The organism is Paenibacillus xerothermodurans, assembly GCF_002220865.2.
GTDB lineage: Bacteria > Bacillota > Bacilli > Paenibacillales > NBRC-103111 > Paenibacillus_S > Paenibacillus_S xerothermodurans.
Genome location: NZ_NHRJ02000001.1, coordinates 100,841 through 118,459 on the forward strand (window position 1 = coordinate 100,841; position 17,619 = coordinate 118,459).

Sequence of the window (17,619 nt, forward strand, 5' to 3'; positions counted from 1 at the left end):
GTGTGCAAGCGCCAGCGGATTACCAGCCCGGAAGATTTAACTGCTGCGCCTGCTTTCTCACATCCTTGTCATAATCGGCCGCTCCGTCTTCCGGTGATTTTTGCCCCGTGCCCACTTCAATCAAAATGCTTTCCAAGTTCGGTCCCTTCACAGGCGAGATAAATTCCAGTGCCGGCGCGGTCTTGCCGCTGTCAAAGTAAGGCTGCATCTCTTTAATTCCGTCATAAGCGTTTTCCGGCACGTTGACTCCTTTAACCACGTAAGGGCCATTCGCTTTGCTCTTCGACATGTACGCCTTCTGACCCTCCGGAGACATTAGAAACTCAAGAAATTTCTTCGCAGCGTCCACATTCTTGCTCTTCTTGTTGATGTAGTAAGAGCTCGGCATCCATACCGTGAACCCGTTCATTTCCGCCTTGTCGCTTGGAATCGGGAATACGCCGATATCTTTCACTTTGTCCGGGTGGTTCTGGGCCAATGCATCGATGGCATGCGTAAGCATCGGGTATTGCACTCCAGTCCCCTCGGCCAGCATTTTCAGCCCGCCGTCATACGTTGTGGCAACAAAGTCCTTGTTGAAATAACCCTTATCAAACACTTCCCTCGTCATTTGAAAGCCGCGCAGCGCTGACGGCGTTGTTGCGTATTTTGCCTTATTGGCTGTGTAATCCTGAGCAAAGTTTGGTACCTCCGCCTGCACATTGTACTGATTCGCCAGCACAAACAGCTGTGACGTCCATGTCGTTTTATACGACCCGATCACCGCCGTCTTGCCTGCCGCTTTAATTTTGTCGCTGTTCGCGATGAACTCCGCCCATGTTCTCGGCACGGTCAGGCCGAGATCGGCATATACCTTTTTGTTGTAAAGTATGCCGCCCACTGTGGAGGAGCCGCCTGGCACGCCGAACACCTTGCCATCGGATGTAACCGTTTCCTTATAGGAGTCCATTAAATCCGTAACAAATGCCTCTTTCGTTAAATCCACGAAATTTTCATCCGGATTCAGTGCCCGGAATAACGAGCCTGAGTTGTAAAAAAGGATGTCCGCCATTTCCCCGGTAGCTAGCCGTGTCTTAACTAAGTTATCTCCCTCCGTTCCGTCGGGCATGGTGTCGAATTTGATCTTGATATTCAGCTTCTTCTCAGCTGCCGCAGCCACCGCCTGCGTGGCAGGATAAGATGTGCCGGTCGTGCCGATCAGCATCGTCAACGTAACTGGTTCATTAGCACCTCCGCCCGCTGCTGACTTGCCGCTCTCTCGCGAGCCTGCAGCGGCGTCTCCCGCCGGCTGTGATGAGGAACTGCAACCTGCGATAATGGTCGTAAGCATTGCGGCGTATGAGCATACTGCATACCATCTCGACCGACTCATTGTATCTCCTCCTTTGATATCATCGTCTGTGCGTCACAACTGTAACTAAAATTGTACGGGTACTCAGTCTGGCTGAACACATGTGATTTGTACGTGTTTTGGGGGGCAGTTTTGCTTTTTTCCAGTTTGCTTATTCTCTGCCTGTCGCCGGCAGCTTGCTTCTTGCGTATGCCATCGGCGTTTGCCCGACTATTTTTTTGAACAAGGCGCTAAAATGTTTCGGATCTTCGTAGCCAACCAGCCGGCTTACCTCCTGCAGCCGCTCAATCCCGCCGCTCAGCAGCTCCTTGGCCTTGCGGATCCGGTAGCCTGTGACGTAGTCTGAGAACGTACTCCCGGTCTGGCTTTTGAATATTCGGGATAAGTACCCCAAGCTCACATGGTGATCGGCCGCAAACTGCTGTAATGAAAGCGTGCCTTGATAATTGTTATGAATGATTTGAAGCAGCACAGGCACGAGGTTCCTTGGAGTACGATCTGTCGGCCGCTCTGAACAGTAGAGTCCTATAACTTTCTCACTCAACCAGTCGGATAGCTCAACATACCCCGACAGCCGGTGGAACGCCGAAATATCTTCCTGCAGGACGTTCACGTTGACCGCCCCAGTTCTGGCTGCGAGCAAATTGTATTTCAAAGAGAACAACAAATCATGGATGAACAACCGCATCTGTCGACGAGTAATCTGCCGCTGCCGCAGTTCGTCCAATATTCGGTGTAAAGCCGTTTGGCCCTTAGCAATCTCGCTTTTGTTAAAATGCCATTCCATTAATCTCACCTTTTCCCAAACCGTACTGAGGTCCACATCCGGAAGCGGTCTGTCATCCGACAGAAATGTACACATGCCGAAAGTCATCTGCTCATCCATCCTTTGTTTCAATTCGTACAGCGTGTCGTATAGTGACCTTTGTTCGGATTTATGTGCAAGACCGATATGTATCGGGGCAGGCAGCCGATGCAGCTGCTGATACAACGAGGCTAAAGTTGTTTTTACTGCGCCCATCTGGTTGCTGCCGGTAAGCGGAATCAACACAACTTTCTGCCAGCAGTCGAGCTCCACGCAATGAAATTGAGTGGTTGGAGCTATAGCGCTCGTAAATATCTCTCTCATGGCGTCAGCATGCAAGCCGGCGTCCTTCCAGCCTTTCAATTCCGCGTGCTTGTCCAAAATCAGCAGCACCATACAGTAAGCTCCTGCGTTAATCTGCTGCAAATCGGCGTGAACCGGAATTTCCGCAGCTACAAGCATCTGCGCAATGGAGCCGTTCATCCATTGCTCCCTTCGTTTGCTGTCAGTCTCAATGCGCTGTACCGCCTTGTCCACCGCGTTGACTAGGTCGTCCTTCTTGACCGGCTTAAGCAAATAATCGACCACCCCGAACTTCATCCCTTGGCGGGCATACTCGAATTCATCGTGCACACTGACGATCATGCTCTTGATGGTCGGGTCGAGCTTGTGTAATTGTTCAATTAACTCCAGCCCGTCGATTCCCGGCATGTTAACGTCGGTGAGCACCAAATCGGGCCGCACTCCGTCTGCAGCCGTCAAGGCATCGTCGCCGTTATCGAAAGCAAACACACGGTGCTCCGGCCGATAAGCTTTGAGCAGCTCCACCATTTCAGCCAGCGCCCACCGTTCGTCCTCTACCACAAAGATGTTCATTACGTGATTTCATCCTTTCGCGAACAGCTTAACTTTCATTTGGAAACAGCAGCGTCACCGTAGTGCCTCTTCCCGGTGCACTGGCTACCTTCAATCCATATTCTTTGCCGTAGGATAGTTGAATGCGCTGGTGTATGTTCAGCACACCGATCCCATTGGTTACACCATGGTCATGATCAAGCGGGGTCGAATTATCTAAGGATGCCTGCAGCTGCGTCCGCTCGGCCTCGCTCATCCCCTCGCCGTTGTCCGTCACCTCGAGCACCAGCGCATGGTCACGCCGAAAAGCCTGTATGTGTATACGACCTCCGTTTTTCATCTTGCGCAGACCATGGTTCACCGCGTTTTCGACTAGCGGCTGAATGGTCAACTTGAGGATCGCGGCATCGAGCAGTGGTTCCGGTACATCGCACCAAAGCTCCATTCTGTCTCCGAAGCGGTGCTGCTGAATTTTAAAATAGTTGTGAATGTGTTCAAGCTCCTTGCGCAGCGGTACGGGATGAGCCAGATTTTTCATACTGTATTGAAACAAACCTGCCAAAGATTCCGAAATTTCGGCTACTTCCTCAATCCCCCTAAGCCTGCTGATCGATTTCATGATGTTTAATGTGTTGTACAAAAAATGCGGATTAATTTGCGCGTGGAGCGCTGACAATTGTGCGTGGTTCTCAGCCAGCCTCGACTCATACACCTGATGGATCAAGCGGGAAATGCTGTCCAGCATATGATTGTACATTTTGCTCAATCGCCCGATCTCGTTATTGCCTTCATACTCCATTCGCTGGTTAAAATCGCCCAGTTCAACTCGGGACATTTTTCGCATTAATTTGTGCAGCGGCAGCGTGATTTGATGAGACAGCATGTAAGATACGGCGGCGACGAGCATCATGCTCACAGCACCGACGATGAACACAATATCCTGTATTCGTTTTTGCTTGAGCAGAACCACGTCTTTGGGAATAAGAATAACGGTGTTCCAGCCGGTATAGTGTGATCTTTCGAACGCGTAAAGGTAGCGCTTATCCCTCCATTGCAGCTCGCCATGCGTTATAGGCTTTTGGAATACCGCCGCATCGAACCTGCCAGTTGAATCTCCGGCCGGGGCTGTTCCATTTTCAAATATGATACGACCCGTGTCGTCTGCTATAACAACATGCATAGTGTGTTCCAGTTCATTGGCGTTTGGATTTGCAAGCATAATCCTGAATGCGTTTACATTAATATCGATGGCAACAAACCCGATGGTTGTCTGAGTCGGGATCTTATTGATCTTGCGTATAAAAGAAACCACCTTACCCGGCTTGTCCCTAGAGCCAACACCTTCATCCGCAGGAATGAGCATAAACGGTTTGTTGCTTAAAACACGCCCGAACTCCGACAAATGTCGACTAGAAAACGGCATCATCGGTCGCGGCTTCACCAGCTTGGTATATTGGTATAAATGCTCATCCAGCGTGTAAATGGAAATACTTTCGACATAAGACTTCGGATAGGAGAAATTAAAAAGCACCGGGTTTAGCTTATAGCCTATAGTTTCTTTGTGGATCGGGTTGGACGCTTTGTAAAACTCGAACAAATGGTTCTGGATTGAGGGGTCTATGGAAATGGCTAAGGACAGTTCCTGAATGTTTTGCGTGTACAGATTGATCATTTCGGACAGCTGCTTGGATATAATTTTGGACAACGCGAAGGTTTGATTCGTGACATCACCGGTGTTTTTGCAGTAAAAAGTTACGCACGTAACGCCGACGATAAACAAAGAGACAATAGAAAACGCGATAAACATTTTGGTTTTCAGCATCCGGTCGTTCCATCGCCGCATGGTGGCCACCCGCTCAACCGTCTGCCGACGATTCCCGGAACTTCCCGGGCGAGCACCCGACTTGCCGGTGAAATAGCCTGCTGAAAAACGCCGGATCTTCATAGCCGACTCTGCCCGCAATTGTGATCACTTTGTCTTCGGTTTCGCGCAGCAAATGCTTCGCCCTTTCGATGCGGATCTGATGGACCATATCGACCACCGTCATCCCCAGCACCTCTTTGAAAATCCGGTTAAGCTGTCTCGCGCTGATGTTAAACATTTCACATATTGCTGCTATGGACACCTTCTTGTCATAATAACGCTCCAAATAACCGCATATGCGCCGGACGAGGAGCTGCCGGGAGTCGCTTCGCACGGCCGCTTTACCGCAGTGCCCTTCCGCTTGCTGATAGGAGCGCGACAGCAGGATCAGCAGCTCCACCAGCTGCAGCCGGATTAGCGTCTCGCAGCCGGACAGTCTGCTGTCAAATTCATTCATCATGGTTTCGAGCAAAAACAACGTGCGGGCGGCGTCTTGGCCGTTTAAATTCAAGCGGTTGTGGAAGCGCTCTCTGTGATCGAGGAACGGGTGCACGTAAAAGTAATCCATCGACTGCGATATCCCGAGCTCGAGAAGCCAGCTGCCCCGAATCAGATCAGACATAAACAAACAGTTGATGATTTCGAGCTGTTTGCCGGGTTTTATGCGGTATGTGTGCACCTCGCCCGGGTTGATAATAAACACGTCACCAGCCCGCATATCATAGCAGCTCCCCTCAAACATATGCTCCGCTTGCCCACGGACAACGTACACGAGTTCGATAAAATCATGTCCATGTAACGACGGAACATGGGCGTGGTCGTGAAAGTAACGACGAATCCAAAAGGGAAAAGAACGCTCTCGAATAAATTGGCTGCTGTGCAATTGCTGTTCCATTTTGTCCATGAAATATCCTCCTCCAGAGAAGTATAAACACAACGTGTGCTATTTGTATGCTGCCTGCAATTATATGATACGGCAGTCATCCACCTCCCGCATGGTCTATTCGGACATCATTGTAGCGCATTTCCACAGTGTCGGCATGCTCCAGCGCCGCATATTGGGCGCATTGCACCTAAAGAAGCTGCCCCTGTGCCATTGGATAAGCGTAGTGGCACATTGAAGATCCCCTTGCGCCACGTGTGCTTACACGTGACTCGCTTGGCCCCGGTACGGCCGCGGCGGGATGCGATGTCTATGTTGTGTGCCGGTCCGGTTTTATGTAATAATTTCTATAGCCTCATACATAATTAATCATCAAAAAAAGGAGTTTTGCCGAATGTCGTACTTTGCCGCGTATTTGGAGATGCTTGATCCTGACAAAAATCAAACACTTAGACCCCAGCATCTGCAGCATCTGAAGGAATGTGAGGAAAACGGGAAAATATTTGCTTGCGGACCGTTCGCGAACGGATCGGGAGGTCTCGTGATCTACATCGCTGATTCATATGAAGAGGCGGAACAGCTGGCGAACAAGGATCCTTATGTCATTGAAAAGGTTAGACGTCTCGACCTGCGCGAGTGGAAAATGACCCAGAAGGTCAACATCTAGAGCGTAGCGGACGGCTAAATCAGCACATGCCAAAAAAGCCATGCCAGTGTTACTGAATGGATGAGAGTGTGAACAGAGCGACGATAAGCCATAAAGATCACGGCTCGCCGAGCTGGTTGGCAAAAATGCGGTTCATAGGAAAACGAACAATACGGGTGGCCGGTATGCTCTGCAGGAGTGCTGGCGCCCGTCTTTTTTCTTTCGGGAGTTGTACCGTGAACAACACTGTTCTGATCGCTCACTGCGACGGATAACTGCGGCCGCGAGAGGATGCCCAAGCCCCAGCAATCTGCGCTGTGTTCATTTGGCCGTTCGTACATAGGACAGCCAGTAAAAAAATGCGACGAATATCCCTCCACCCGCAGCATTCCCCAGTCTCGCCGCGGCTACGCAGGTTAATTACTTGAGTGGATTGGCCTGAACGGAGAATAAGGGCCGGGCAAATGTTAGCTGCCCGACCCTTACCTGCCTCATGTGCTATGACGTTCATGATTATTTTCCGAGAAACGCGTTCAACATCCATACGTGTTTCTCAACGGACGCGTGAATTTCCTGCAGCAAATCTTCCGTCGTCTCGTCATTGGAGGCGGCTGCGGCATTCATGCCGACTTTCAATTCATCAATCATTAATTGAAAATCGTTCACCGTAGTCGCAACCATCTGTTCTGCGCTTTCTCCTCCCACAGCGTCACGGACCGATGCTGCATCCAAGTACCCGCGCATGGTTGCCATCGGTTTTCCACCCAATGCCAGCAGCCGTTCAGCCAGGTTATCCACGTGGAGCGCGGCTTCCGTGTAGAGCTCCTCAAATTTCGCGTGCAGCGTGAAAAATTGATGGCCTTTTACAAACCAATGAAAGTTGTGAAATTTAACATGCAGAATAGACCAGTTTGCCAGTTGCTGATTCAGAATCGTGTGTAGTGTTGCGCTCATTTTATTTCCTCCTTTGGTTGATCAAACAATTCGCAGCTGTAACGCTGCTGGAGCTGCTTGGCATTGCCCGCACACTCCGGATATTTCTTTATATACGCTCTCCGCTCGAAAGCCCTCTATCGAAGCGGCTTGCACGTGCTCTGCTGCGGTTCCGGTGTAATCCTGAATACGGCCGCAGCAGGTGCAACACAGATGATGATGCGGGGTCGTGTTCGTGTCGTAGCGGGCGGCGCCGCTGTTATGCAGATAGAATTCTTTCACCAACCCCACGCCCTTCAACGCCCGCAAGTTGTTGTAGACCGTTGTCCTGCTCAAAACGCCCGGATGCTCCGCGTTAATTGCGTTATACAGCTCCTCGGCCGTAGGATGGGATGTTTTTAAATACAACACCCGCAGCAGTAATTCCCGCTGCGAGGTCATGCGTATGCCGGATGATGCGAAAATGCGCAGAGCTTCATCGATTGTGTTTTCCATGGACTCACCACCACACCTGTGAACTCATTCATCGCTCTCTCACTCCTTAGATTTAAATTTAGACTTAATCTAAGTTATGTATAGATAATACCACCGACCCGAGCGACAATCATGAAGCTTACATGAGGAATTGATGAAGATCAGATGAAATTCGCGGACCCACTGCGTAAGCCACGCCATAAAAAAACCTCATACAGTTCATGTCGGTTTTCATTCACCGAGCTGCATGAGGATGCCGCTGCCTCAACAGGCCTGCATTTATTTCTCATCTAATGGTCACGTTGACCGTATCTGTCAATTCATCCGGGCTTATCTCCGCATTCTTGAGACCGATCATAACATGCACCTGCACTTTGTAATCGCCTGGCGGTGCCCGTTTACCCTCCGAGTCTAATAAATCCCACACTTCATTAAAGGAAAGTTGATCGTCTTTTTGCAATGTGCGCACGATGAGAGCTTGCGTAAATGCTTTGTTCACCGACCATCTGTATACTTCCTGATCGAGGCTGTCGTACACCACGATATCATAGTGTTGTCCGGATCCATGGGAGATGCTAAGATCTTTGCCGGATGTGTTGTGAACGGAAAAGTTGAGCTTCATCCGCCCGTCCTCTTGTGCCACAACCAATGCCGTCTTAAATAGGCCGGATGCCATCTGCGCGGGCGGAGTTTTGTTGATTGGACTGCCATCATGCTCAGCAGCATCTGCCTGGGCCAGAATGACCGCCGACGATTGCGCTTGCTGAGGCGCTCCCTGCGCACAGCCGCCGAGATACAAGCAAAGTATTACGCCTCATATTACATAGCGTGTTTTCCATATATTTATCACCTCACACTCAGACGGAGGCATAGCTGGGAATATTCCACAGGGTTGTGTGTGAATTTAACAGGTCTTTTTCGTAGTTTAATACTTTTCTAACAGGTTTATTTTACAATAGTGGTAACTGGCTTAACATCAAAGGAGACCACTCCATGTATCTGTTCGTGTACGGGGTCATTTCGTCGCATTTGCATTCCAATCCTTTTTATCGGAGTTTCACTTTGATAGAAGATGTTGCTTGGGTCACGGGATGTCTGTACGATACAGGAATGGGGTTTCCCGCGCTGGCGCCAGGCGATGCAATCGTGTTCGGCAAGCTGTTGCAGCTGGATGACGATCAATTCGCCTCTATGATACAGATGGTGAAGCATTACGATCTATTAAATTCGCCGTTTCAATTTCATGTCAGGCCAATCAAAGCTGTATCCGCACGCAATCAATACCACGCAGTCGCTTTTATGTACGATGACGGCTTGGAGTTAACCAAAGTGGAATCGGGCAGCTGGCAGTAGTTGAACGAAACCACGGTGTGCCTCCCATCCGTAGGACGTGGAGATAAACGATAAAAGAAAAAGCGATACTCCTCGCCGGGATTATCGCTTTTTTTGTGATTCGACCGCTCACACGGGCCGTTCACACCGCTATTTATACACTTGAAAACGCTGGTCCATAGGCATCAACTCTCTGTCCCCCCGGCTGTGCCGTAGGCCTGCCGAAGGGCATCTGTGTGATCAGCTGCCATATCCGGGAATGTCCCATTCTGCCTGCATTTTTTCATCGATCAACTGGTGTGCGCCACGGTAGCACACAATCGTCTTACCGAAATTGAAACGCTACTCTCAATTAATCTGTTCAATCGTCGACTGTTCAAACACAGCCTGCGGCACCCGTGCCAATTCATCCAAAAACTCTACTTGAAAGCTGCCAGGACCCGCCGCTCGCTGAGCTGCCAGCTGCGCGGCCGCGCCATAGTAGGCCAGGGCCGCTGCCGACGCGACGAGCGCATTGCTCTCTACCGCGGTGAAGGCGCCGATGACTGCGGTAAGCAAGCAGCCGGTTCCGGTCACCTTCGTCAATATGCTGTCGCCGCCGCTGATTTTGTATGTAGTAGTGCCGTCACTCACGTAGTCGTCTTTGCCCGTTACCGCGACTACGCAGCCGAGTTCCTGCGCCGCTCGGCCAGTCAAGCCAGCCGCATTATCGCCGGCTTCGCCGGCGTCTACGCCTTTGATCGACCGTTGTTCGCCGATCAAGTTGGCGACTTCCGCCGCGTTGCCGCGAACGACAGAAATCTTCAACTGTTTCGCTAGCATCCGTGAAGTCTCGGTCCTGTAAGCAGTGGCGCCTGCTCCCACCGGATCCAATATCACGGGAGTATGCCGCTCGTTCGCGGCTTTTCCTGCAATCAGCATAGACTCAACGACACTGTCATCCAGTGTTCCGATGTTTAGAACGAGCGCATTCGCGATCCTCGCCATGTCCGCCACTTCTTTGCTGGAATATGCCATTACGGGAGAAGCACCGAGGGCAAGTAAGCCGTTTGCCGTAAAATTGGTGACGACAACATTGGTTATATTAAACACAAGGGGATTTTTCTCACGCAGCTTCATCAGCAGTTTAATGATTGTACTACTATCCAACAGGTAACCCCCTCATCACGGCACGTTCTAGCTCTGTTTTGCCGCTTCGATTTCTATATCGATTTTTACCTCATCCCCGATGAGGACGCCTCCCGTCTCCAGGGCGGCATTGTATGTCAGGCCATAGTCGCTCCGCTTAATACTGCCTTGGCCGCTAAAACCAACCTTTGCATTACCCCATGGATCAATTCCTGCGCCTTCGTATACAACCGAAAACGTTTCAGAGCGTGTCACACCGTGCAAGCTCACTTCGCCCGTCACATCATACTCTCCATCTCCGGTTGTGACAATACTAGTGGATCTGAAGACCAGCGCCGGATGCTGCTGCACATCAAAGAAATCCGCCGTACGCAAATGGTCATCGCGTTCCTTGTTCCGTGTGTCAATGCTATTCAGATCAATGGTAAACTGTACTTGGGCGGTTGTTAGATCTTCCGGATCGGCGTCAATTTCCGCTGCAAAATTGTGAAACGTTCCTTTTACTTTTGCGATCATCATGTGTCTTATTGTAAAGTCAATGCTGCTGTGAGTCGGGTCAACGGACCATTTTGTCTTCGTCATCCTCTATTTGCCTCCTCAGCTTACTTACCTTAGTATATTAACTAACAATATAACAAGACTACATTAACTCTATTCCATCAAACCCCTTTTGTCAATGCTGTACAAACCATGGATTTTCTGCTTTTTTCGCAAATAATTTAACTGTTTAAAAGGATACTATCTGTTAGGGTTTATGTGCTTTCCGGGGCACAAGTAACAGCGGCCGCAACACTTGACCGATCCTGCCTATTTATGTTAGGTTAGGCGAATGATTTTATCACTGTCATCCAGAAGGAGGAAAAAGATATGTCTGATGGCGGCACCAACAATCAAAATCATAAGCAATTGTCCGATATTCCATTCTCGGTGCTTGATCTGGCTCCCGTCGTGGAGGGTGGAAAGGCGGCCGATTCTTTTCGCAACAGCCGTGACCTTGCTCAGCACGCAGAAAAATGGGGCTTTAACCGTTTCTGGCTGGCCGAGCACCACAACATGGAAGGCATCGCAAGCTCTGCCACATCAGTGGTCATAGGGTATGTTGCCGAGGGCACGTCCAAAATTCGCGTTGGATCCGGCGGCATTATGCTCCCGAATCATGCGCCACTGGTGATTGCCGAACAATTCGGCACGCTTGAATCAATGTACCCAGGCCGGATTGATCTCGGTCTCGGCCGCGCGCCCGGTTCCGACCAAGCCACAGCGCGCGCGCTTCGGCGTGATCTAGGCACCAATGGTCAGGAGTTCCCGCAGCTGCTGGAGGAGTTACGGGAGTTTTTGAGTCCCTCCACATCCGCCCCAAGACGCGTCCGGGCCGTGCCGGGCGAAGGGTTGAGCATACCAATCTGGCTGCTGGGCTCAAGCGGATTTAGCGCAAGATTGGCCGGCCAGCTGGGTCTGCCGTTTTCATTTGCCAGCCACTTCTCACCTGAGTATTTGCTGCCGGCGCTAGATCTGTACCGCAGCAGCTTCCAGCCTTCCGAAGTATTGGACAAACCATATGCGATGGCCGCTGTTAATATCGCTGCCGCGGATACTGACGAACAGGGCAGGTATCTCGCCACCTCGATGGAGCAGCAGTTCCTTAACCTCATACGCGGCAAGACCGGTCGTTTGAAGCCGCCGGTGGACAACATGGATGAGCTGTGGAATGAGCATGAAAAATATGCCGTTTATCAGCAGCTGAAGTACACGTTTGCCGGAAGTAAAGACACTGTGAAGCAGAAACTGCAAACGTTTCTGGATGACACAGAGGCAGATGAGATCATGGTAACTTCACAAATTTTCGACCATCAGGCCCGTCTGCGCTCCTATGAAATTGTAGGAGAAATTGCCAGAGGCGAATAAACCCCACGGTGTATCAGTCACAGCGACAGTGTTGATTACAAGAACAGCAATTTGAATTGATTTATTCAATTGCTGTTTTTTGTGCTGGGCACGAACTACATATGGCAGACCTACATAGAATATCTAGTCAAATGACTATATCACTGGAGGACAACACATATGAATCGCGTATTTGCTTCTCCCCACTGCGAAGGTCATCGAGCGCCAAGCGCTGCCTATCCTGCGGAAGCGGGAAAGCCCGCGGCTCCGCAGGCTGGCGCGTTTTATGCTCCCTACGCCAACATGCCCATGGCTCCTAACATGAATGAAAACGTCGCGCCGTTCGCTAACGGAGCTGTCGCGCCCTTCGCCAATGCTCCGCTGGCGGCTTATGAGCATGCACCGCTGCAGCCTGGCGCGACTTATGCTCCCTACGCCAACGCACCCATGGCACCTAACATGAGCGGAAACGTCGCGCCTTTTGCCAACGGAGCTGTCGCGCCCTTCGTCAATGCTCCGCTGGCGGCTTATGCGGATGCGCCGCTGCAGCCTAGCGCGCCTTATGCTCCCTACGCCAACGCACCCATGGCTCCTAGCGTGAGCGGAAACGTCGCGCCGTTCGGCAACGCACCCATGGCACCTTTCGCCAATGCTCCGTTGGCAGCTTATGCGGATGCGGGCGCGCCGCTGCAGCCTAGCGCGCCTTATGCGCCCTACGCCAACGCACCTATGGCGCCTGGCATCAACGAAAACGTCGCGCCGTTCGCCAACGGAGCTGTGGCGCCCTTCGCCAATGCTCCTTTGGCGGCTTATGCGGATGCGCATGCCCCGCTGCAGCCTGGCGCGCCTTATGCTCCCTACGCCAACGCACCCATGGCTCCTAGCGTGAGCGGAAACGTCGCGCCGTTCGGCAACGCACCCATGGCGCCTTTCGCCAATGCTCCGTTGGCAGCTTATGCGGATGCGGGCGCGCCGCTGCAACCTGGCGCGACTTATGCTCCCTACGCCATCGCACCCATGGCTCCTAACATGAGCGGAAACGTCGCGCCTTTCGCCAACGCACCCATGGCGCCCTATGCCAATGCTTCGCTGGCGGCTTACGCGGATGCCCCGCTGCAGCCTAACGCGCCTTATGCTCCCTACGCCATCGCACCCATCGCGCCTGACATGAATGAAAACGTCGCGCCCTTCGCCAACGCAGTCGGCTCGCCCTATGCCGCTGCTCCGCTGGCGGCTTATACGCATCCGCCGCTGCACCCTGGCGCGCCTTATGCCCCGCTCTATGTCGACGTTCCCTTTTCGGCTTACGCGGTTGAACCAGCGGCTCACTTTCTGAACGTGCCCTATCCTGCTCCGGCCCACCCGGAAGATTTCGAGGCGCTGCCCTCTCCGGGGTACCCAGAGGAGGCGGCCGACTATCCTGGCGAGGCGTACGTGTTGGCGGAGGACGATGACATCGCCGCAGCATCGGCTGCCGACCCTGATGCGCAAATCATGCCCTACAGGGACTCGCAGCAATCTGCTTAGCTCATAGTAGTCCGAACCGGAGCCTATAACAATGTATATCGTTGGAAATCGTGTGCACAATAGCGGGTAGGTTGTACCTCAACGCTTTTGTTGTTCACTGCACGTGTACAGCAAAAGAAAAGGGTCGACCGAGCCATCCCGGTCAACCCTGTGTGTGATAATCCATCTACGCGATGTCAAATATTGTATCGTGATCATAGCGGTCTGCCCCAGACATGTCAGCCACAGCCCGCCACGGCACTCCTGTCGTATAAAACGATGATCAGTATGCGGGCTCGTACTGCCTTGGCGGGTTAACGTCGCCACCGGTTTGCTTTATCGCGTGAATTGCCCAGTACGGGTCGCGCAGCATACCGCGTGCAACAGCGACCAGATCCGCATCGCCGTTAGCTACCGTAGCTTCAGCGAGCGCCGGATCATCGAGCAGTCCGACGGCGATCACCGGCACATTCAGCGCTTGTTTGATGGCTCGTGCGTGCGGTACCTGGTAGCCCGGATAGTTGCCCGGCTTGGTTGGGCCTTCCGGACCGCCTTCACCTCCCGTCGACACATGGAACATATCCACGCCTGCTTCTTGGTACCTTCTGCAGAGCTCGACGCTGTGATCGAGACCATATCCGCCTGCCATGTACTCCGCCGCTGAGATTCTGAACAGCAGCGGCATATCCTCAGGCATGATGCTCTTAATGGCTTTGATCACTTCCACGCCAAACAGCGCTCTGTCCTGACCATATTCGTCGTCTCTGTTATTGATTCGAGGCGAGTGAAATTGATGGATGAGGTAACCGTGCGCCCCATGAATTTCGATCGTGTCAACACCAGCCGCAATCGCCCTCCGAGCCGCGTCTTGGAATTTCTTGACCATGTCCTTCACCTCGGAGGTGCTCAGTGGACGAGGTGTCTTGAATCGCACACCTGCGGGAATATCGGAAGGACCGACTGGCGGGTCTGCATCCTCCGCCTTGCGGCCGGCGTGGGCGATCTGAATCCCGATCTTGGCACCATGTTTATGTACTTCCGAAATAATTCTGCGGAAGGCCGGAACCTGATCATCCGACCACAGGCCGAGGTCAAAATCGGTAATACGGCCGTCCGGTTCCACGTCCGTCATTTCTATAATGATAAGGCCGCTTCCACCTATTGCTCTCGACACATAGTGAACATAATGCCATTCATTAGGCGTACCATCTCTGGCTTCGACCGAATATTGGCACATAGGAGGCATAACAATCCGGTTTTTCAATTCCATTCCTTTAATCTTAAAAGGGGCGGATAAATGGCTCATAATTGATCTCTCCTTTTCCATGTACGTATTTTTTTCTAGATACTATTGTTTGCACAATAGCTTTTAATTATATACCGAACGTGAACCCTAACTCAAATGCCGTGGTAGTAATGAATACCAGCCCCGCCGGGCGAGGGCAAACTGCTATCGCCGCTGATAGCAGTTCGCGTGGCGCTGCGGTCCCACTGCAGCCATGGCGGACCCACGTGTAGCACTTGCGTATTGTGCTTTATTCAATTCGGAGCAGTCGGTAGTCATTTGGCTGTGCAGTGAATGTGCGAAGCGGCTGTGGAGGAACGTCGGCGGGCGATGGACCGGGCGGCTCTACAGGCGAGTCAGACGGGAGGTGGCCGAGCGGCCGCCAACAACGAAAAAGACTATGTCCGCTCATCAAGCGGCATAGTCTTCCTTATCATTCCAGCATCTTACCACTCGGCGACAGAACCATCGCGGTGTCTCCACGTCGGATTCCGCCATTGATGGCCTTCAGCAGCTAACTTTTTCACGTGCTCTTCATTGATTTCGATACCCAGGCCCGGTGCTTTCGGAATGTCGACGAAACCGTCCTTGTAGGCGAACACGTTACCGTCAACTAAATAATCCAACAAGTCGCTGCCTTCGTTGTAATGGATGCCTAAGCTTTGCTCCTGAATAATGGCATTGTGAGCGGTTGCATCAACCTGCAGACAAGCAGCCAAAGCGATAGGTCCAAGCGGACAATGCGGGGCGAGCGCGACATCATACGCCTCCGCCATCGATGCGATTTTCTTACATTCCGTAATGCCGCCGGCATGAGATAGATCAGGCTGGATAATGTCAGCGTAGCCTTCGGCAAACAGCTGTTTAAAATCCCATCTTGAGAACATGCGCTCGCCAGTAGCGATAGGAATGGACGTATGATTGGCGATTTCGCGCAATGCTTCATTGTTTTCCGGCAGCACCGGTTCCTCGATGAACATGGGCCGATAGGGCTCGAGCTCTTTAGCCAACATTTTTGCCATAGGTTTATGTACCCGACCGTGAAAATCGATGCCGATCCCGATACTTCCGCCGACAGCCTCTCGCACCGCAGCGATACGGGCAACCGCCTGATCCACTTTCTCGTAGGAATCGATGTACTGCAATTCTTCGGTTGCGTTCATTTTCACTGCTGTGAAGCCCGCCGCTACCACGGCCTTGGCGGCCAAGCCCACTTCCGTCGGCCGGTCTCCGCCGATCCAGGAGTATACACGCATGCGGTCGCGGCACGCACCTCCTAACAGTTCGTGAATCGGAGCATTGTAATACTTCCCTTTAATGTCCCATAACGCCTGATCGATGCCGGCAATGGCGCTCATAATGATCGGCCCGCCCCGGTAAAAGCCGCCCCGATACATCGTATTCCAATGGTCTTCGATGCGCAGCGGGTTTTTGCCGATAAGCGCTTCCATTAACTCGTTTACGCAAGTCTGCACAGTGTCGGCCTTGCCCTCTATCACCGGCTCTCCCCAACCGCTGATGCCTTCATCCGTTTCAATTTTTAAAAATAACCATCTTGGCGCTACTTTGTAGCACGTGTAACCTGTGATCTTCACCGTGTACATCTCCCCACATTATGCAATCGTTTCCCACATTCGCTCGGTAACCTCGAAGCAGGTAGTTTCTTCCTCCAAACATCTTACCATATCGCGAACTACCTCTTCCATCAAAGATAAATGGCCCTCCACCGTAGCTCCGGCGACATGCGGGGTCAGAATGACATTGTTCAGCGCTAAAAAAGGGCTATCGCTGTGAACCGGCTCGCGTGAAAACACATCGAGAGCTGCGAAAAAGCGGCCTGATTGCAGCTGTTCCAGCAAGGCTTCCTCATCAAGCACATCCGTGCGCGAGGAGTTGATAAAAAGCGCCCCGTCGGGGATTCTCTCTATTAGTTCGCGTGTGATCATCCGGTAAGTGGCGGGCAGCTTTGGTGCGTGTATGGAAACAATGGGACAGCTCATCACTTCTTCAAGACTCGCCCGTGTCACCCCAAGTGTGGCAGCTGCCTCGTCAGATAAATGAGGATCGAATACCTTAATGGTGACGCGAAACGGCGCAAGCAGCTGAATGAACGCTCTGGCCGTGGAACTCGCTGACACAATGCCAATCGTTTGCCCCGCCAGCTCCCGGCCTTTCCGCCCGCTTGCGCGCCACTGTCCAGCCCGCATTTCGTCATGAAAAGCGGGAATATGCCGAAGCGAAGCCAGCAGCACGGACAAGCAGTATTCTCCTACACTATGGGCGATCCTTGGAGCGGCGGAAAAAACCTTGATCCTCTTGGCAAACACAGTGCTTGGTATTCTGCCTTTCACCGTGCCCGCTGCGTGGCCGATCATACGGAGCTTCGGCGACTTTTCCAACATTTGCTCTGTGATTTTTGGCGAGCCCCAGCTGGTGAGCACCACTTCGACGGAACCGATCATCCCCGCCAGTTCCTCCTCGGTGAAATCCCGTCCCGTCTGATTCCAAACAGGCTCGAAATGCTTATTTAACAGGCGAACGCATTCTGATGAGCACACTTCATCCAGCCGCGATTGAGGCGGCAGTACAAGTGCTGTTGGTTTCCCCATATTTACTCTCCTTCGTCTAGCGCAACTGTTCTGCGCCACGGTTTGCGATCAGATTGAGCCAAAT

At 52.1% G+C, this 17,619-nt stretch carries 16 protein-coding genes; 4 read left to right on the forward strand and 12 right to left on the reverse strand.

Features of this window, described 5'->3' with window-relative positions:
• Window positions 1-19 precede the first annotated feature (19 nt).
• The 4 genes from CBW46_RS00445 to CBW46_RS00460 all read right to left on the reverse strand — a co-directional run bounded on the left by CBW46_RS00445 (window position 20) and on the right by CBW46_RS00460 (window position 5,779).
• Window positions 20-1,372, reverse strand: coding sequence for an ABC transporter substrate-binding protein (locus tag CBW46_RS00445; protein WP_243633115.1), 1,353 nt, complete (start codon window positions 1,370-1,372; stop codon window positions 20-22).
• A 130-nt stretch (window positions 1,373-1,502) separates the two neighbouring features.
• The gene (locus CBW46_RS00450) at window positions 1,503-3,032 is read right to left on the reverse strand and encodes a response regulator transcription factor (protein WP_089198072.1); all 1,530 of its coding nucleotides are present in this window, start codon (window positions 3,030-3,032) and stop codon (window positions 1,503-1,505) included.
• A gap of 28 nt (window positions 3,033-3,060) precedes the next feature.
• On the reverse strand, window positions 3,061-4,854 hold the full coding sequence (locus tag CBW46_RS00455) for a cache domain-containing sensor histidine kinase (RefSeq protein ID WP_165842158.1): 1,794 nt from the start codon (window positions 4,852-4,854) through the stop codon (window positions 3,061-3,063).
• Between the two features lie 13 nt (window positions 4,855-4,867).
• Window positions 4,868-5,779 (reverse strand): AraC family transcriptional regulator, encoded by a 912-nt coding sequence (locus CBW46_RS00460; RefSeq protein ID WP_089198074.1) that lies wholly within the window; start codon window positions 5,777-5,779, stop codon window positions 4,868-4,870.
• Between the two features lie 373 nt (window positions 5,780-6,152).
• Between CBW46_RS00460 and CBW46_RS00465 the strand changes: the two genes are divergently transcribed.
• On the forward strand, window positions 6,153-6,425 hold the full coding sequence (locus tag CBW46_RS00465) for a YciI family protein (protein WP_089198075.1): 273 nt from the start codon (window positions 6,153-6,155) through the stop codon (window positions 6,423-6,425).
• A gap of 492 nt (window positions 6,426-6,917) precedes the next feature.
• On the opposite strand, the gene CBW46_RS00470 is transcribed toward CBW46_RS00465, so the two are convergent.
• From CBW46_RS00470 to CBW46_RS00480, 3 genes are all read right to left on the reverse strand, one after another.
• The gene (locus CBW46_RS00470; protein ID WP_089198076.1) at window positions 6,918-7,358 is read right to left on the reverse strand and encodes a Dps family protein; all 441 of its coding nucleotides are present in this window, start codon (window positions 7,356-7,358) and stop codon (window positions 6,918-6,920) included.
• A 21-nt stretch (window positions 7,359-7,379) separates the two neighbouring features.
• A complete protein-coding gene (locus CBW46_RS00475; RefSeq protein ID WP_089198077.1) occupies window positions 7,380-7,832 on the reverse strand; it encodes a Fur family transcriptional regulator in 453 nt (150 codons plus the stop codon).
• A gap of 265 nt (window positions 7,833-8,097) precedes the next feature.
• Complete coding sequence (locus CBW46_RS00480) at window positions 8,098-8,610, reverse strand: BsuPI-related putative proteinase inhibitor (RefSeq protein WP_089198078.1); 513 nt, start codon at window positions 8,608-8,610, stop codon at window positions 8,098-8,100.
• 194 nt (window positions 8,611-8,804) lie between these two features.
• On the opposite strand from CBW46_RS00480, the gene CBW46_RS00485 reads away from it, so the two are divergent.
• Window positions 8,805-9,164: a gamma-glutamylcyclotransferase gene (locus CBW46_RS00485; protein WP_089198079.1), complete on the forward strand. Its 360-nt coding sequence runs from the start codon at window positions 8,805-8,807 to the stop codon at window positions 9,162-9,164.
• A 327-nt stretch (window positions 9,165-9,491) separates the two neighbouring features.
• Here CBW46_RS00485 and thiM read toward each other — a convergent pair whose 3' ends face one another.
• Window positions 9,492-10,292 carry a hydroxyethylthiazole kinase gene (gene thiM, locus CBW46_RS00490; protein ID WP_089198080.1) on the reverse strand — a complete coding sequence of 267 codons (801 nt, stop codon included), beginning with the start codon at window positions 10,290-10,292 and terminating at the stop codon, window positions 9,492-9,494.
• A gap of 27 nt (window positions 10,293-10,319) precedes the next feature.
• Window positions 10,320-10,853, reverse strand: coding sequence for a YceI family protein (locus CBW46_RS00495; protein ID WP_089198081.1), 534 nt, complete (start codon window positions 10,851-10,853; stop codon window positions 10,320-10,322).
• A 285-nt stretch (window positions 10,854-11,138) separates the two neighbouring features.
• On the opposite strand from CBW46_RS00495, the gene CBW46_RS00500 reads away from it, so the two are divergent.
• Window positions 11,139-12,176, forward strand: coding sequence for an LLM class flavin-dependent oxidoreductase (locus tag CBW46_RS00500; RefSeq protein ID WP_089198082.1), 1,038 nt, complete (start codon window positions 11,139-11,141; stop codon window positions 12,174-12,176).
• A gap of 159 nt (window positions 12,177-12,335) precedes the next feature.
• Window positions 12,336-13,682 carry a hypothetical protein gene (locus CBW46_RS00505; protein ID WP_089198083.1) on the forward strand — a complete coding sequence of 449 codons (1,347 nt, stop codon included), beginning with the start codon at window positions 12,336-12,338 and terminating at the stop codon, window positions 13,680-13,682.
• A gap of 262 nt (window positions 13,683-13,944) precedes the next feature.
• Here CBW46_RS00505 and CBW46_RS00510 read toward each other — a convergent pair whose 3' ends face one another.
• From CBW46_RS00510 to CBW46_RS00520, 3 genes are all read right to left on the reverse strand, one after another.
• On the reverse strand, window positions 13,945-14,967 hold the full coding sequence (locus CBW46_RS00510; protein WP_089198084.1) for an NADH:flavin oxidoreductase/NADH oxidase: 1,023 nt from the start codon (window positions 14,965-14,967) through the stop codon (window positions 13,945-13,947).
• A 425-nt stretch (window positions 14,968-15,392) separates the two neighbouring features.
• A complete protein-coding gene (gene dgoD, locus CBW46_RS00515; protein ID WP_089198085.1) occupies window positions 15,393-16,541 on the reverse strand; it encodes a galactonate dehydratase in 1,149 nt (382 codons plus the stop codon).
• Window positions 16,542-16,559: 18 nt separating this feature from the next.
• Window positions 16,560-17,555: a hydroxyacid dehydrogenase gene (locus tag CBW46_RS00520; RefSeq protein ID WP_089198086.1), complete on the reverse strand. Its 996-nt coding sequence runs from the start codon at window positions 17,553-17,555 to the stop codon at window positions 16,560-16,562.
• Window positions 17,556-17,619 lie beyond the last annotated feature (64 nt).

What these genes read in the sequence shown, in the direction of transcription:
- CBW46_RS00475 (WP_089198077.1), bottom strand. Translation starts at nt 7,832, where the DNA reads ATGGAAAACACAATCGATGAAGCTCTGCGCATTTTCGCATCATCCGGC.
- CBW46_RS00460 (WP_089198074.1), bottom strand. Translation starts at nt 5,779, where the DNA reads ATGGACAAAATGGAACAGCAATTGCACAGCAGCCAATTTATTCGAGAG.
- CBW46_RS00505 (WP_089198083.1), top strand. Translation starts at nt 12,336, where the DNA reads ATGAATCGCGTATTTGCTTCTCCCCACTGCGAAGGTCATCGAGCGCCA.
- CBW46_RS00495 (WP_089198081.1), bottom strand. Translation starts at nt 10,853, where the DNA reads ATGACGAAGACAAAATGGTCCGTTGACCCGACTCACAGCAGCATTGAC.
- CBW46_RS00445 (WP_243633115.1), bottom strand. Translation starts at nt 1,372, where the DNA reads ATGAGTCGGTCGAGATGGTATGCAGTATGCTCATACGCCGCAATGCTT.
- CBW46_RS00500 (WP_089198082.1), top strand. Translation starts at nt 11,139, where the DNA reads ATGTCTGATGGCGGCACCAACAATCAAAATCATAAGCAATTGTCCGAT.
- CBW46_RS00450 (WP_089198072.1), bottom strand. Translation starts at nt 3,032, where the DNA reads ATGAACATCTTTGTGGTAGAGGACGAACGGTGGGCGCTGGCTGAAATG.
- CBW46_RS00520 (WP_089198086.1), bottom strand. Translation starts at nt 17,555, where the DNA reads ATGGGGAAACCAACAGCACTTGTACTGCCGCCTCAATCGCGGCTGGAT.
- CBW46_RS00455 (WP_165842158.1), bottom strand. Translation starts at nt 4,854, where the DNA reads ATGCGGCGATGGAACGACCGGATGCTGAAAACCAAAATGTTTATCGCG.
- CBW46_RS00470 (WP_089198076.1), bottom strand. Translation starts at nt 7,358, where the DNA reads ATGAGCGCAACACTACACACGATTCTGAATCAGCAACTGGCAAACTGG.
- CBW46_RS00465 (WP_089198075.1), top strand. Translation starts at nt 6,153, where the DNA reads ATGTCGTACTTTGCCGCGTATTTGGAGATGCTTGATCCTGACAAAAAT.
- CBW46_RS00510 (WP_089198084.1), bottom strand. Translation starts at nt 14,967, where the DNA reads ATGAGCCATTTATCCGCCCCTTTTAAGATTAAAGGAATGGAATTGAAA.
- CBW46_RS00485 (WP_089198079.1), top strand. Translation starts at nt 8,805, where the DNA reads ATGTATCTGTTCGTGTACGGGGTCATTTCGTCGCATTTGCATTCCAAT.